This window comes from Streptomyces vulcanius (assembly GCF_042653945.1).
GTDB classification, from domain to species: domain Bacteria; phylum Actinomycetota; class Actinomycetes; order Streptomycetales; family Streptomycetaceae; genus Streptomyces; species Streptomyces mangrovi.
In genome coordinates, this window is the sequence record NZ_JBHSFK010000043.1 from 60,278 (window position 1) to 74,851 (window position 14,574).

Below are 14,574 nucleotides of genomic sequence, written 5' to 3' on the forward strand. Positions count from 1 at the left end.
GGCCAGTGGTCGAGGGAAGCCGGACATCGGACCCTTACTGACGTGACCCAGACAAGCCAGGCTCCCGCAGCCATAGAGGAACAGAAGCCCGCTTCCCGTACGCGCATCCACCGTGCGTGGTTCGTCGCCGCCGTCACCTTCGTCACGATCATCGGCGCGGCGGCCTTCCGCTCGCTGCCCGGTCTGCTCATCGACCCGCTGCACGCCGAGTTCGGCTGGTCGCGCGGCACGATCGGCGCCGCGGTCTCGATCAACCTGGCCCTGTACGGGCTCACCGCACCCTTCGCGGCGGCTCTGATGGACCGCTACGGCATCCGCCGGGTGGTGGCGGTCGCCCTCACCGTGATCGCGCTCGGCTCGGGGCTGACGGTGTGGATGACGGCGGCCTGGCAGCTGCTGCTGTGCTGGGGCCTGCTGGTCGGCCTGGGCTCCGGCTCGATGGCGCTGGCCTTCGCCGCGACGGTCACCAACCGCTGGTTCACCGAGCGCCGCGGCCTGGTCAGCGGCATCCTCACCGCGGCCTCCGCCTCCGGCCAGCTGATCTTCCTGCCGCTGCTGTCCTGGATGATCACACGGTACGACTGGCGCCCGGCGGCCGTGACGGTGGCTCTGGCCGCCCTCGCCGTCGTCCCCTTCGTATGGCTGCTGCTGCGCGACCATCCGGCGGACGTGGGCCAGAAGCCGTACGGGGCGAAGGAGTTCGTCGAGAAGCCAGCGCCCGTGACGGGGGCGGCGCGCAGGACGGTCACGGTCCTGCTGAAGGCTGTGCGCACGGGGCCGTTCTGGCTGCTCGCCGGCACCTTCGCGATCTGCGGCGCCTCCACGAACGGCCTGGTCCAGACCCACTTCGTGCCGGCCGCCCACGACCACGGCATGCCGGTCACCGCGGCGGCCACCCTGCTCGCGGTGATCGGCGTCTTCGACGTCGTGGGCACGATCGCCTCCGGCTGGTTCACCGACCGCTTCGAACCGCGCCGTCTGCTCGCCGTGTACTACGCGCTGCGGGGGATCTCGCTGCTCTTCCTCCCGATGCTGCTCGCTCCTTCCGTCCACCCTCCGATGATCTTCTTCATCGTCTTCTACGGCCTCGACTGGGTCGCCACCGTCCCGCCCACCCTCGCGCTGTGCCGCGAGCAGTACGGCGACGACAGCGCGATCGTCTTCGGCTGGGTACTGGCCTCGCACCAGGTCGGCGCGGCGCTGGTCGCCTTCCTCGGCGGTGTCGCACGGGACACCTTCGGCTCGTACGACGTCGTCTGGTACGCGTCCGGCGCGCTGTGCGCGGCGGCGGCGCTGATGGCGCTGGTGATCAGGCGGCGGCCGACGGGCCTGACACCGGCGGTGGCGACGGCGGCGGCCTGACGGCACACCGTCCGGACGGCGCACCTAGCTCAGAAGTCCGGTCGGCACTGCCCGGCCGTACAACTCGTCGAGACCGACCAGCAGCACGTCACCCCCTGCCGCCTCGGCCCGCAAGGAGTCACTGAAACCCGCCGCGCTGAAGCACGCCAGCCCGCAATGTGACGTGTCCATACCGCGGGTGGCGAGCAGGTCTCTGGCGCGGCCGAGGCGTTCGAGGTGGGCGTGCCCCATGACCGTGCCCCATTTCGCCTCACCCAGCAGGGCGACCGAGGGGCGGCTTCCGCCGGATCCCGGTTCGACCACGGCGACATCGATCTGGATCTGCCGACGGTCCCTGGGATCGGTTACGACTCCGCCGCCCACGGTACCCAGGGAGGTACTCAGCATCGCGCGGCCCGCTCCCAGCACGTACTCGCGGCACACCGATTCGAAGTGCGGACCGGCCACCTGTGCCGCGAAGCGTTCGCCCGCCTGCGCCCACACCTCCGCGGCCTGACCACCTTCCAGCCGGGCCCAGGCGGGCCGCATGACGGCCTCGTAGAAGTTGATCAGAGGTTCGGTGATGCGGTACTGCGACTTTCCGGCTCGGAAGACATCGGGTTCGCGTACCAGGAGATGGCTGTCCTCCAGCACGTTGAGCGGATGCGAGATGTCGACGGACTTGCGGCCGATGTAACCGGCGATGCCTCCGCGCGTCGTATTACCCTGCGCCACCGCGGCCAGCACCGAGTGGTACAGCGCCGTGTCCCGGATGTCGGCTTCCTCCGCAAGGAGGTACCGGGCCTCCCGGAACAGCGGGCTGAACGGCGAGAGCACCGTGCGGCAGATCCAGTCGTCGAAGCCGCCGAGGTTCGAGGGGACGTCGTCCGCCAGGAACTGGCGGCGGTACGCGGGGGTTCCGCCGAGGACCGCGTGCAGCCGGACGGCGAGGGCCGGGTCGTCGGCGACGCCCCAGAAGTCCGCCGCCGCCCGATAGCCGAAGGGCCGAACCACGAGTTCCAGCTGCGCCCGGCCGCGCAGCGGCGCACTGCTGGCCAACAGCCCACCCATGACGGACATGGCTGAACCGCACAGCAGCAGCCGCATGCGGCTTTCCTCCACTTGGAAGCGGTCGATCATGCGTTGGAAGAGGGACGGCAGTTCCGGGGCGGCCTTCACCAGGTACGGGAACTCGTCGATGACCACGAGGAACGGGCTGTCCACGGCCGGCCCCCCAGCGGTCCGGTGTCCCGGGACGGCGAGCCCGAAGAGATAGGAGACGGCGTCGTCCCAGGTGGCGAAGGAGAACGGCACCGGGGATCCCACGTGCTCGGCCAGAGCCGCGCTGAACTGACGGAGCGATTCCGCCTCGGTCGCGTCAGTGGCCCCGAAGTAGAAGCCGCCGCACTGCTCGACGAGCGCCCGCAGCAGGTACGTCTTGCCCATGCGGCGTCGGCCGCTGACGACCCCGAGCGCCGCGTGCGGCAACGGCCGCGTGACGAACGAGATGAGCGCGTCCCACTCGGGTGCCCGGTCGAAGACACGCGACGGTTTGGTCGGCCTGGCTTGCTGCACGAATGCTCCCTGGTGGGCTCGCTAGGATCGTACCCCTAAGGAGTGTAGTCCTAACTCGTCATGCGATCAGAAAGCTTCCGATCGTGATGCCCAAGGTCGCCACACTGAAGAAGGTGATCCCCGCCGCCGCGAGGGTGCCGGTGATCCGCTCTCCGGTCGGACGCCCCTGCGTGGCGAGCCAGAAGACGCCCGCCGCGACGATCGCGATCGTCACCCCGCCGATCAGGACGATTGCCACCCACATCCATCTGGCCTCGCTGCCGTCGCCGCTCATGCGAACCATCCACCCCTCCGTCGGGAACTGCTCCGAACCAACGGGAGAGGAGCGTAGCGGGCGGCTCCAACACTCACAAATATTTACGACACTCACGCGCTGATAGGGTTTGCCCTGCACAACACCGCACGAGGAGGACCGGCAAGATCTCATGTCCATCGACAGCGGCCTCCTGGCCGAGGACCTGCGGAGGCTCACCGCCCACCTGGAGTCGGAACTGGCTTCGAAGACCTCGGCCGACCCCGCCGTGAAGCAGCTGCGCGACGAGTACGACTCCGCCCTGATCCATCACCTGACGGCGAAGACGTGGCAGGTCTGGCTGGGCGACCGGATCGCCCGGGCCGCGACGGCCTGGGTGCTCGCGACCGTGATCATCCGGTTCTGTGAGGACAACGACCTCCTCGACATCTCCTTCGTCAAGGACCCGTCACCCGGTGAATCGGCCGTCCACGCTGTCGACCGGCTCCGTCGCCATCCCGCGTTGGCCACGGTGTTCGGCGGCGCCGGCAATTCCCTGTGGCGGATGAGGCCCGGCCCGGAAGCCGACGCCGAACTGCTCGCCTTCTGGCGCCGCCGGACCCCGGACGGGGCTCTCGTGCACGACTTCACCGACGAGTCGCGGTCCACTGGGTTTCTCGCGATTCTTCACTCGACGCTGGATGAGAGCGCCACGCAGTCGTACGGACAGGTGCCGACCCCGTGGTTCGTAGTCGATCTCATTCACGACCTCACCCTCGAACCCGCCCTGGCCGAAATCGCGTCCGATGCGGTGAGGCTGTCCGGCTTCCGGTTCGCCGATCCCGCCTGCGGCACGGGCGGATTCCTCCTGGGGGCATACGAACGGCTCTTCCGCCGGTGGTCCGAGGTCAGGCCGGGTATGAGCGCCTGGCAGCGGGCGGCCCGGGCGTTGCGGTCCGTGCACGGCTGCGACATCGACCCGTGCGCTGTTCTCGTCTCACGGTTCCGCCTGCTGATGGCCGCGATGAACAGCACGGGCGAGGGTCGCCTCGACGACGTTCCGGACCTACAGGTGGTCGTGGCGACCGGCGACTCGCTTCTGCATGGCCGCCCTGTCGCAAACGGTGTGCCGAGGTCGGCCGGCCTCGACTCGGCGGCCGACCTCGACGTGTACGCGGCCCGTCAGGGGCTCCTCGGCCTCGCCTCCTATCACGTGGTGACGACCAATCCGCCGTACGTCTCCGTCAAGGACAAGGCCCTGTTCGCGGCCTACCGCGACGCCTACGAGAGCTGCGGCGGCCCCTACGCGCTCTCTGTTCCGTTCACCGAACTCGCCTTCCGCCTTGCGCTGCCCGGCAGGGACGCGGGCCGAGTCGGCCTGCTGACGTCCAACTCCTTCATGAAGCGCGAGTTCGGACGGCACCTTGTCGAGCGCTTTCTCCCCACAGTGGAGATCTCCCACGTCATCGACACCTCCGGCGCCTACCTTCCCGGGCACGGCACCCCGACCGCGGTTCTCGTGGGCCGGAACCGTGTGCCCGGCCCCGGCACGCCTGTACACGTCGTCGTCGGTCGCCGAGGAGAGCCCCAGCAGCCGGCAGAAGCCGACAAAGGTGTCGTCTGGCAGGCACTTCGCGCCCTGGCATTCAAGGCCAGGGCGAAGAACGAGTGGGCGGAGTCCTACCCGCAGGACCGAGCACAGTTGCGCGCGTTCCCCTGGACTCTCACCCCGTCGGACGCCCAGGCCGCGCTGCGCCGTATGGAAACGGGACAGCGGCTCAAGGACCGAGTGGTTCGCATCGGATACGCCGCGAACACCGGCTCCGACGACCTCTTCTGCGCCTCCGCCGGCGCCTTCCGGCGAGCCGGGGCGGAGGAGGGTGCCACTGTCCCCGTGCTGACCGGATCCGAGGTGCGGGACTGGTCGGCGGATCCGGCGCTGAAAGCGTTCTTTCCTCGCTCCGGCCACGACCGGACACCCGTCGACCTGCGACAGCTGCCTGGTCACCATCGGCGTCTGTGGCCCTACCGGACAGTGCTGCGGAAGAGACCCGGCGCCAAGAAGACGGCACCGTGGTACGACTGGCATCAGATCACGTCCGGTTGGGACATGCATCCGTGGTCGATCGTCTTTCCCTGGGTGGCCACGCATCCTCATTTCAGCCTTGTCCGAGGCTCTGCCGTCCCGCTCAATTCGGCACCGGAGATCAAGCTGGCGTCGAGCGGCACGGAGGCCTCCCATCTTGAACTCCTTGGTGTTCTCAACAGCTCGGCTGTGTGTTTCTGGCTCAAGCAGATGAGCCAGAGCAAGGGGCAACCTCGTGCCGATCAGCTCCGTGGAGGTGAGGCCTGGGAGAAGATCTACGAATTCACCTCCACCCGCCTTCTCGATCTTCCTCTCCCCAGCGGGTTCCCGTTGAGGGAGGCGGAGGAACTGGACAGCCTCGCGGTCGAGTCGAGGCGTGTCCTGGCGGAGGTCACGGATCCCGGCAGCAGGCTTACCCACCGCTTCCTCGCTGAGGCCGAGAACCGGTGGCACGCGCTGAGATCGCGGATGATCGCCGTCCAGGAGGAACTCGACTGGAGGGTCTATGCCCTGTACGGCCTGGTTGCCGACGACGGACAGCTGACGACCTCGGGGGACGTACCCGGGATCGCCTTGGGTGAGCGGGCCTTCGAAATCGTGCTCGCCAGGAGAGTCGTGGCGGGCGAGGCACGCACCACGTGGTTCGACCGCCACGGGACGCAAGCGGAGCCCGGAACCCCCGAGAGCTGGCCCTCGGCCTACCGAGACCTGGTTGAGCGTCGTGCGCACGCCATCCAGGAGAACCCATGGCTCACGCTCCTGGAACAGCCTGAGCACAAGCGCCGCTGGGCTGCCCCGCCATGGAGCGTCCTCGTCCACGGCATCCTGCGCGACCGCCTGCTCGAACTCTGTGAGTCGTCCTGGCTGTGGCACGAGCAGTCGCCCGGCGGCCCGCGCCCTGTCGCTCGAACGGTTCGGCAATTGGCTGACATTCTGGGAAAGGACGAGGACTTCACCGAGCTGACAGAGCTCTACTCGCCCGGATCGAGCACGAGCGAGACGTTGCTGACACTGCTGGCCGACGAGCACGTCCCCCAGGCGGCACCCCTCCGGTACAAGGCGTCAGGCCTCGTCAAACGACGCCTGTGGGAAGAGCTGTGGGAGGCGCAACGCAGGGCCGACGGCCAGGGGCTCGCCGATACCGGAGTGCCTCACGACGTCCCGCCACGGTTCGCGGCGGTCGACTTTCTCCGACCGTCCTACTGGCGGCAGCGCGGCAAGTTCGACGTTCCGAACGAACGCTTCGTCTCCTTCGCCCCGACCGCCTCGCCTCTGTCGCCCACGACGACGATCGGTTGGGCGGGCTGGAACGCGTACGAACGCGCCTCGGTCGTGCTCGACCTGCTGGAATCCGACGCCCATGCGCACACGCAACGCCCGGAGTCTGCTCTGCCACTGCTCGGCGCACTCGCGGAGCTTCTGCCATGGGTCGCGGAGTACGAACGCCGACCCGACCAGGACCATGCCGTGGAGGAAGGGGCTCTGCGGCGTGCTTACCACGAGCGTCTCGCACGCATCGGCCTGACGGAGGAGGACGTGAACTCGTGGCGCCCTCCTGCGCCGAGACGAGGAAGACCGCGCCGAAACGGCTAGGTTCCTCTTTCGTCCTCCGGCCCGGGCCAGTGGGTCGGTCAGAGGAACCGGCCCTTGTGGAACAGCAGGGGCGCGTCGTCCCCGTCGGCCGCTCCCAGCGCGTCCACCCGGCCTACGACGATGAGGTGGTCGCCGCCCGGGTGCACCGCGTGGATCGTGCAGTCGATCCAGGCGTGCGAACCGGTGAGGCGCGGCGAACCGGACACCGGGGCGGCGTCGTACTCCACGCCCGCGAACTTGTCCGCGCCGCTCACCGCGAAGGCACGGCACAGGGCGCCCTGGTCCGCGCCGAGCACATTGACGCAGAAGACGCCCGCGCGGGCGATGCGCGGCCAGGTCGTGGACCTGCGGGCCACCATGAAGGCGACCAGGGGCGGGTCGAGGGAGAGGGAGGAGAAGGACTGGCAGGCGAAGCCGGCGGGACCGGTCTCGCCGTCGGCGGCGGGTGCGGTGACAACGGTCACGCCGGACGCGAAGTTCCCCAGCACACGCCGGAATTCGCCCTGGTCCACGGGCGCCCGCTCGTCCTCGCGGACGCAGCGCAGTTCGGGCCGGGGCAGCGGTTCGACCGGCCCCGCCCGCAGATAACGAACGGCCGCTGCCGCCATCCCCGCATGTCCCATCACGTCTTCCATTGAAGCTGACGGTCCATCAGATAGGAAGAGGTGCGCATACTCTGCCGCAATGGGATGGGACGGCATATTCACGAAGACGAGGCCGAAGCGGGCGCGACCTGAGACGACCGCGGCCGTCGCCGTCGCCGCGGCGCAGCTTCCGGCGCTCTTCCTGCTCTGGTGGATCCACGATTCGACCGCCGACACCTACGGCCGCGACTACGGCGGTGCCTTCGGTCTGCTCTGCCTGTTCGTCCTCGCGCCCGTGTACCTGCCGGTGCTCGGCCTGCTGCACGCGTGCGTGCAGATCCTGCCGGGCGCCGCCCTCGCCGACCTCGCGTCCGGCCGGGTGCGGTGGTTCTGCCAGTTGCCGGGTGCGGTCCTGGTCGGTACGGGGTGGGCCGCGGTGTCGTCCGCCCTGTGGGGTGCGCCGTTCGTGATCACCGCACCGGTGCTCGCGGGACTCGGCGTGCTGCCCGTCCTCGCGATGGCGTACGCGCGGCGTCGGGAGTGGGGTACCCGGGGCATCTGGTGGCGCGCGGCGACGGGGTCCGTCGCGTTGTCCGTACTCGCCCTCGCCGGCGGGCTGGTCGCCACCGCGACGGGGCTGATCGAGGAGTACGAGCCTCCGCGGCTGTCCGCCGCCCGGGTCACCGGTGTGTGGCGCGGCGCGAACGGGTCGGAGCTGCGGCTGTTGCCGGGCGGGCGGGCCGAGTTGACCAGGATGCCGGTGCGGGACTCGGCCGTGTGCGACGGCACCGGCACCTGGAGCTATGAGAAGGAACGCGCGTACGACTCCCGGGACGGCGTCGTCGTACGGCTCGGGGCGGGCAGCGGCACCGGCAGCGGCTGCGGGGACGAGACGGCCTGGACGATCGGCGGCACGGAGCGGGCCCCCGAGCTGTTCGTGATCCTCGGGGACCCGGACAACGGGGACCTGTGCATTCTGAAGCCGGCGGTCGCCGCCTGAGCCTCAACGCCCCCTGAACTCCGGCCCCCGGCGCTCCACGAAGCTTGTCACTCCCTCCCTCGCGTCCGCCGTCGTCATGTTGATCTCCTGCGCGGTGGCCTCGGCCGCGAAGGCGGTGGCGCGGTCGCTGTCGAGGGAGGCGTTGACCAACTGCTTGGTGAGGGCGAGCGCTCGGGTGGGGCCGGTGGCGAGGCGGGTCGCCCAGTCACGGGCCGTCTTGTCCAGGTCGGCGTCCGGGACGACCCGGTTGACCAGCCCCAGACGTTCCGCGTCCGGTGCGGTGAGCGCGTCGCCGAAGAACATGAGTTCCTTGGCGCGCTGCGGGCCGATCAGACGGGGGAGGAGATACGCCCCGCCGCCGTCCGGGACGAGTCCGCGCCGTACGAACACCTCGATGAAACGGGCCGATTCGGCGGCCAGGACCAGATCGCAGGCGAACGCCAGGTGCGCGCCCAGGCCTGCGGCCGTGCCGTTGACCGCCGCGATCACCGGCTTCTCGCAGTCCAGTACGGCCGCGATCAGGCGCTGGGCGCCCAGCCGGAGGGTGCGGGCCACGTCGCCGGCGACTCGCTCGCCCGCCGCCGACGCCCCGCCCCGCAGATCCGCGCCGGCGCAGAAGCCGCGGCCGGTCCCGGTGAGGACGACGGCCCTCACGGCGGGGTCCGCGGAGGCCTCGGAAAAAAGTTGGATCAGGCGTTCTCGCTGGTCAGGGGCGATGGCGTTGAGGGTTTCGGGCCGGTTGAGGGTGATGATCGAGACGTGATTGTCAGTGGCGTGCCGTACCAATGGAGTCGAAGCAGACATCACGGTCTCACGGGGGGAATCGGACATGTTCATCTCAGCTGCACACCGCCAACGCGTCCAGGGCCACGGCGCCCTGCCCCGAGGGCAGCACCAGCAGCGGGTTGATGTCGAGTTCGGCCAGGTCGCCGCCGAGTTCGAGGGCCATGCGCTGGACCCGCAGGACGACCTCGACGAGGGCGTCCACGTCGGCCGGGGGTCGCCCGCGGGCGCCGCCAAGGAGGGCGTGGCCGCGGAGCTCGGCGAGCATGTCGCGCGCCTGGTCCTCGCCGAAGGGGGGCACGCGTACGGCGGCGTCGCGCAGGATCTCGACCAGGACACCGCCGATCCCGACGGTCACCGTCGGCCCGAAGAGGTCGTCGTGGGTCATCCCGACCACCATCTCCACACCCGGCTCGACCATCTGGCACACCAGGACGCCGTCCAGGGAGACGCCCTCGTAGCGGGCGATGTCGGTGAGTTCGCGGTAGGCGTCGCGGACCTGGCTGGCCGAGGTCAGGCCGATCTTCACCAGGCCCAGCTCGGTCTTGTGGGCGATCTGCGCGCCGGACGCCTTCATCACCACGGGGTAGCCGACCAGCCCCGCCGCCCGTACGGCCGCCGCCGCGCTCGTCACCAACTGCTCGCGCGGGACCCGGATCCCGTACGCCCGCAGCAGCTGTTTCGCCGCGTGCTCGCTCAGCTGCTGGCCCGGTCGCATCAGCGCCCGCGCCTTGCGGAAGGACGGGGACGGCGTGCGGGGCGCCTGGTCGAAGGGGGAGTGGTAGCCGCTCACGAAGCGGTGGTGGTCGAGATGGGCGCGGACCGCGGTGATGCAGTTGGACAGGGTGCGGAAGGTCGCCACCCGGGAGGAGCCCAACAGCACGTCCCGGTAGGCCGGTTCCGTGCCCACCGGGGAGCCCCACACCACGCACACCAGCTTGTCCGTCTGTTCCGCCGCGTCCACCAGGTCCTGCACGAGACGATCGCTCAGCGGCGGGAAGGGACCGGTGATGGGGCAGATCAGCACCCCGACCTCGGGGTCGGCGAGAATCGCGTCGATGATCTTCCGGCCACGCCAGTCGCCCACCGGATGGCCCCCGTTGTCCACCGGGTTCGCCACGTTCAGGTACTCGGGGATCCACTCGTGCAGCTCGGCCTGCCGGGCGGCCGAGAGGGTGGGCAGCCGCAGGCCGGCCGCCGTCGCCAGGTCGGCCGCGTGCGCGCCGGTGCCGCCGGAGATGGAGTACACGACCACCCCGTCCGCCTGCGGGGGGCGGGCGCGGGCCAGCAGGGCGGCGGTGTCCTGGAGTTCGTCCAGTCCGTCGACGCGGATCACGCCGTACTGCCGCATCGCCGCGTCGACCACCTCGTCCGCGCCGGTCAGCTTGCCGGTGTGGGAGGCGGCGGTACGGGCGCCGGTCTCGGTGCGGCCGACCTTGACCGCGACGATCGGGATCCCGCGCCGGGCCGCCCGGTCGGCGGCCAGCAGGAAGGCACGGCCGTCCTTGAGGCCCTCGACGTAGCAGGCGATGGCACCGACCTCGGGACGTTCGGCGAAGTAGGAGAGGAAGTCGGCGGTCTCCAGGTCGGCCTCGTTGCCGGTCGGCGCCCAGTGGGAGAGCCGGATGCCGAGCTCCTGGAGGGCGAAGACCGGGCGGCCCTGGTGGCCGGACTGGGTGATGAGGGCGATCGACGGCCCCTCGAGGTCGTCACGGAAGTCCTCGAAGGCGTTGAGGTTGGTGTTGGGGCCGAGGAGTCGTATGCCGGAACGCTCCACGGCCGCCGCCAGCCGGGCCTGCGCCGCCGCGCCCGCCTCGCCCGTCTCCGCGAACCCGGAGGCGAAGACGACCGCGAACCTCACCTTCGCCTCGGCGAGCCGCTCGATCACGGGCAGCGGATCGGCGACCAGCAGGACGGCCAGGTCGACCTGTTCGGGCAGGTCGGCCACGGACGGCACGCAGGGGATGCCGAAGACCGACGCGCGGGTGGGGTGCACGGGGTGCAGCCGTGCCCCCACCCGCTCGGCCCAGCCCACCAGCTGCCTGGTGACACCGGTGTTCGGGCGTCCCTCGGCGTCCGAGGCGCCGACGATCGCGACCGACTCGGGCCGGAAGAACCGGTCCAGGTCGGGCACGTCCGAATACAAGGGGCGACCGCTGACGTCCAGGTCGCCGGTGTCGGCCGGCCGCCCGTGCACGGCGGGCCCGGGTTGCTCGCCGCACGCGATGACCCGGGCCCGGCGGGAGTCGGTGGTGAGAGTGCCGTGGGTTGATCCAAGCATCGGTCCGCCCCCTCCTGTTGTGACTGCCAAGTAGCTGACGCTCTGTCAGATTACAGAACTGACGGGATGTCAGGAATGGGCGTGCACGGACAGGAAGTTCCGCTGTGCGGACGGGTCGGTCCGGGCGTGGCCGGAGCGCCCCTGGCTACAGGACGGCCAGCACCTCCCGCGCGACCCGCTCGCCGGAGCGGACCGCGCCGTCCATGAAGCCCATCCAGTGGATGGAGGTCTCCGTGCCGGCCCAGTGGATGCCGCCCACGGGCTCGCGCAGGGACGGGCCGTACTGGGTCAGGACGCCGGGCGCGGCGATGGAGACCGGGCCACCTCGGGTGAAGGCCTCGTTGTTCCAGCGTTGCAGGACGAAGGAGGAGGGGGAGGCCGCTTTCGCGCCGAAGTACGTCACGTAGTCCTTGAGGACGGCCGCCTTGACGTCCGCCTCGCTCGCCGCGTCGTACGCCCGCATCTCGTCGGCCTCGATGAAGCCCATCAGGGCGCCGTAGGAGGTGTCGGGCGGGGAGTTGTCGAAGGTGGAGCTGACCACTCCGGTGTCGCTGACGACCTGGCCGTTGAGGCCGTCGGCCCGCCAGAAGGGGGTGTCGTAGATGGCGATCGCCTTGCCGACCGAGGCCATCGGGAGCCGCTGGGTGAGCTGGTCGCGGGCGGCGGGCAGCAGCGGGTCGTACGAGATACGGGCGGCGAGCGGCGGGGGTACGGCGACGACGACCTTCTTGGCGGTCACGGTGACGCCGTCGGCGGTCACGACGTACTTGGAGCCGGACTTGGCGACCGAGCGCACCGGCGCACTCAGCACCACCCGGTCGCCGAGGGTGGCGGCCAGCTTGATCGGGACCTGCTGGGAGCCGCCGACGAAGCGGGACTCCTGGGCGCCGCCCGCGGTCTCGGTGAGGCGTTCCAGGGTGCCGACGTTGGACTCGTTGCCGGCGGCGGCGATGTAGAAGAGGACGAACAGGAGGGAGAGTTCACGGGGTTCGGCCGAGAAGATCGACGTACAGGCCACGTCGAGCAGGAACTTGGCGGACGGGACGACGGCGTTGGCCCGCAGCCAGGTCTCGAAGGTCTGCCGGTCCCACTCGGCGGCCTTAGCCGCGGTCCAGGGCGCGTCGACGGGAACCGTCTTGGCCATGTCGTCCAGCGAGGCCTGCACGATCGCCGCGTTGGCGAGCCCGGCGACATCGATCGGCGGGACCGAGCCGAGTACCCCGTCGGTGGCGTAGGGGGTTTTCTTGCCGTCCTTGTAGAGGAGGTTGTTGCCCGTGTTGTAGGTGGTGAAGGTGGCCACGCCGAGGGAGTCGGCGAGTGCCTTGATGCGGTCCTGGGTGGGGCCGATGAACTCGCCGCCGCCCTCGGTGACCCCGCCGTTGGCCAGGGACAGGTTGAGGACCCGGCCGCCGACGCGGCCGCGGGCCTCCAGGACGGCGACGGTCTTCCCGGCCGCCACCAGGTCGCGGGCCGCGGTCAGCCCGGCCAGGCCGGCGCCGACGATCACGACGTCCACGTCCCGGGTGGCCGCCGCGGAGGCGGTACCGGCGGCGGTCGTGGTGAGGGCGGTCGCGCCGGCGGCTACGGCGGCGGTACGGCCGAGCAGGGAGCGACGGGAGATCCCGGTGCCGGTGTCGCGGGGATGCTGTCTTTCACTTGCCACGTGCGTCCTCCGTAGAGAGGGGGCGGAGCTGGAAAGGTGAATAGGGCTCACATTCTGGCTCCGCACGAGGGCGCAGGACAACGCTCTCGTCACATCTGACGCACGGGTAAGGAGGTTGTGGATCAGGAGAGTTGACGGCGAACGGCCTTCGCGATCCGCTCGGCGTCGATCGACAGCTCGCGGAGGGTGCCGCTGATGGGGGTGGTGAAACCGGTGAAGTACAGGCCGGGGGCGTTCTTCGGCGCACGCGGGCCGTTGACGACCGGGTGCCCGTGCTCGTCGAGCACGCCGAGGTGGCCGACCAGGTCGCCGAGGGCGCGGACGTATCCGGTGGCGGCGACGACGGCGTCCGGGGAGATCCGGGTGCCGTCGGCGAGGACGACCTTGCCGCCGTCCTCGAAGCCCTCGACGGCGGCGACGACCTCCACCCTGCCCTTCTTCACGGCGTCGATCAGACCGACGTCCTGCACCGGGATCGCGCCCTCCCGCACCCTGCTGTACAGCCCGGTGCCGGGGCGCGGCAGTCCGTGCTCCGAGAGGTCCGGCACGCTCAGCTTCGCCATCGGCCGGGCGATCCGGTCGACGAGGGCGACCGGCAGGCGTCGTACGAGGATCCCCGTGTACTGGGCGGCCCAGCCGGCGGTGGAGCGGCGGACGATGTGCGGCGCGGTGCGCACGGAGAGCCGTACCCGCGACGCCCCGCTCTCCACCAGGTCGACGGCTATCTCGGCGCCGGTGTTGCCGACGCCGATGACGAGGACGTCCCGTCCGGCGTACGGCTTGCCGTTGCGGTAGTCGGCGGCGTGCGTGAGCTCGCCGGTGAAGGTCGCGCGGCCGGGCCAGCCGGGCAGGCGCGGGGTGTGGTTGTAGCCGGTGGCGACGACGACCGCGGAGCCGGTGAGTTCGCGTCCGCCGGTGGCGCGCAGCAGCCAGCCGGCGCCGTCGGGGGTGCGTTCGACGCGGGAGACCTCGACGCCGGTGACGGTCTCCAGCTCGTGCACCTCGGCGTACTTCTCCAGGTACCGCACGACGTCGTCGCGGGCCACCCAGCGTCCGAACCGGCGCGGTATCGGCAGTCCCGGCAGGGCCGAAAGGCGCCGGGTGGTGTGCAGATGCAGCCGGTCGTAGTGGCGACTCCAGGACGCCCCGACATGGTCGGCCTTCTCCACGACGACGGCGCGGATCCCCCGGGTGCGCAGGGCGTACGCGGTGGCGAGTCCGCCGGGGCCGCCGCCGATGACGTAGACGGGGCGGTCGGCTGGGTTCGCGGAGGTGATCGCGGTCGCCGTCGTGGGGGCGGTGGGTCTGGGCGCGGGGGCTGGCTCGGACGGAGCGGAGTCTTCCATGAGCGCGAGCGTAATCACGTGGACGGTTGATGGGTCTCGGTCAAGAGGGGAATTGATTGCGGATCGATCACGCTTGGGGGAGGTGCGGGT

Annotated in this window: 10 protein-coding genes; 3 read left to right on the forward strand and 7 right to left on the reverse strand. The window is 70.5% G+C overall.

The window, feature by feature from the left end; genetic code table 11:
* The first annotated feature begins 42 nt into the window (after positions 1-42).
* Positions 43-1,362 carry an MFS transporter gene (locus tag ACFPIH_RS44415; RefSeq protein ID WP_381176944.1) on the forward strand — a complete coding sequence of 440 codons (1,320 nt, stop codon included), beginning with the start codon at positions 43-45 and terminating at the stop codon, positions 1,360-1,362.
* Positions 1,363-1,386: 24 nt separating this feature from the next.
* Here ACFPIH_RS44415 and ACFPIH_RS44420 read toward each other — a convergent pair whose 3' ends face one another.
* Complete coding sequence (locus tag ACFPIH_RS44420; RefSeq protein ID WP_381176941.1) at positions 1,387-2,916, reverse strand: AAA family ATPase; 1,530 nt, start codon at positions 2,914-2,916, stop codon at positions 1,387-1,389.
* 58 nt (positions 2,917-2,974) lie between these two features.
* Positions 2,975-3,190 carry a hypothetical protein gene (locus ACFPIH_RS44425; RefSeq protein WP_381176938.1) on the reverse strand — a complete coding sequence of 72 codons (216 nt, stop codon included), beginning with the start codon at positions 3,188-3,190 and terminating at the stop codon, positions 2,975-2,977.
* A gap of 151 nt (positions 3,191-3,341) precedes the next feature.
* Between ACFPIH_RS44425 and pglX the strand changes: the two genes are divergently transcribed.
* Positions 3,342-6,827 (forward strand): BREX-2 system adenine-specific DNA-methyltransferase PglX, encoded by a 3,486-nt coding sequence (gene pglX, locus ACFPIH_RS44430; RefSeq protein ID WP_381176935.1) that lies wholly within the window; start codon positions 3,342-3,344, stop codon positions 6,825-6,827.
* Between the two features lie 38 nt (positions 6,828-6,865).
* Here pglX and ACFPIH_RS44435 read toward each other — a convergent pair whose 3' ends face one another.
* Positions 6,866-7,450 (reverse strand): flavin reductase family protein, encoded by a 585-nt coding sequence (locus ACFPIH_RS44435; protein WP_381176932.1) that lies wholly within the window; start codon positions 7,448-7,450, stop codon positions 6,866-6,868.
* 61 nt (positions 7,451-7,511) lie between these two features.
* Between ACFPIH_RS44435 and ACFPIH_RS44440 the strand changes: the two genes are divergently transcribed.
* Complete coding sequence (locus tag ACFPIH_RS44440; protein WP_381176928.1) at positions 7,512-8,411, forward strand: hypothetical protein; 900 nt, start codon at positions 7,512-7,514, stop codon at positions 8,409-8,411.
* Positions 8,412-8,414: 3 nt separating this feature from the next.
* Here the strand turns inward: ACFPIH_RS44440 and ACFPIH_RS44445 are convergent, their stop codons facing one another.
* From ACFPIH_RS44445 to ACFPIH_RS44460, 4 genes are all read right to left on the reverse strand, one after another.
* Positions 8,415-9,215, reverse strand: coding sequence for an enoyl-CoA hydratase/isomerase family protein (locus ACFPIH_RS44445; protein ID WP_385878818.1), 801 nt, complete (start codon positions 9,213-9,215; stop codon positions 8,415-8,417).
* A 34-nt stretch (positions 9,216-9,249) separates the two neighbouring features.
* Positions 9,250-11,475 carry an acetate--CoA ligase family protein gene (locus ACFPIH_RS44450; protein ID WP_381176922.1) on the reverse strand — a complete coding sequence of 742 codons (2,226 nt, stop codon included), beginning with the start codon at positions 11,473-11,475 and terminating at the stop codon, positions 9,250-9,252.
* A gap of 145 nt (positions 11,476-11,620) precedes the next feature.
* Positions 11,621-13,138 carry a flavin monoamine oxidase family protein gene (locus tag ACFPIH_RS44455; protein WP_381176919.1) on the reverse strand — a complete coding sequence of 506 codons (1,518 nt, stop codon included), beginning with the start codon at positions 13,136-13,138 and terminating at the stop codon, positions 11,621-11,623.
* A gap of 122 nt (positions 13,139-13,260) precedes the next feature.
* Complete coding sequence (locus tag ACFPIH_RS44460) at positions 13,261-14,484, reverse strand: flavin-containing monooxygenase (RefSeq protein WP_381176916.1); 1,224 nt, start codon at positions 14,482-14,484, stop codon at positions 13,261-13,263.
* Positions 14,485-14,574: the final 90 nt, after the last annotated feature.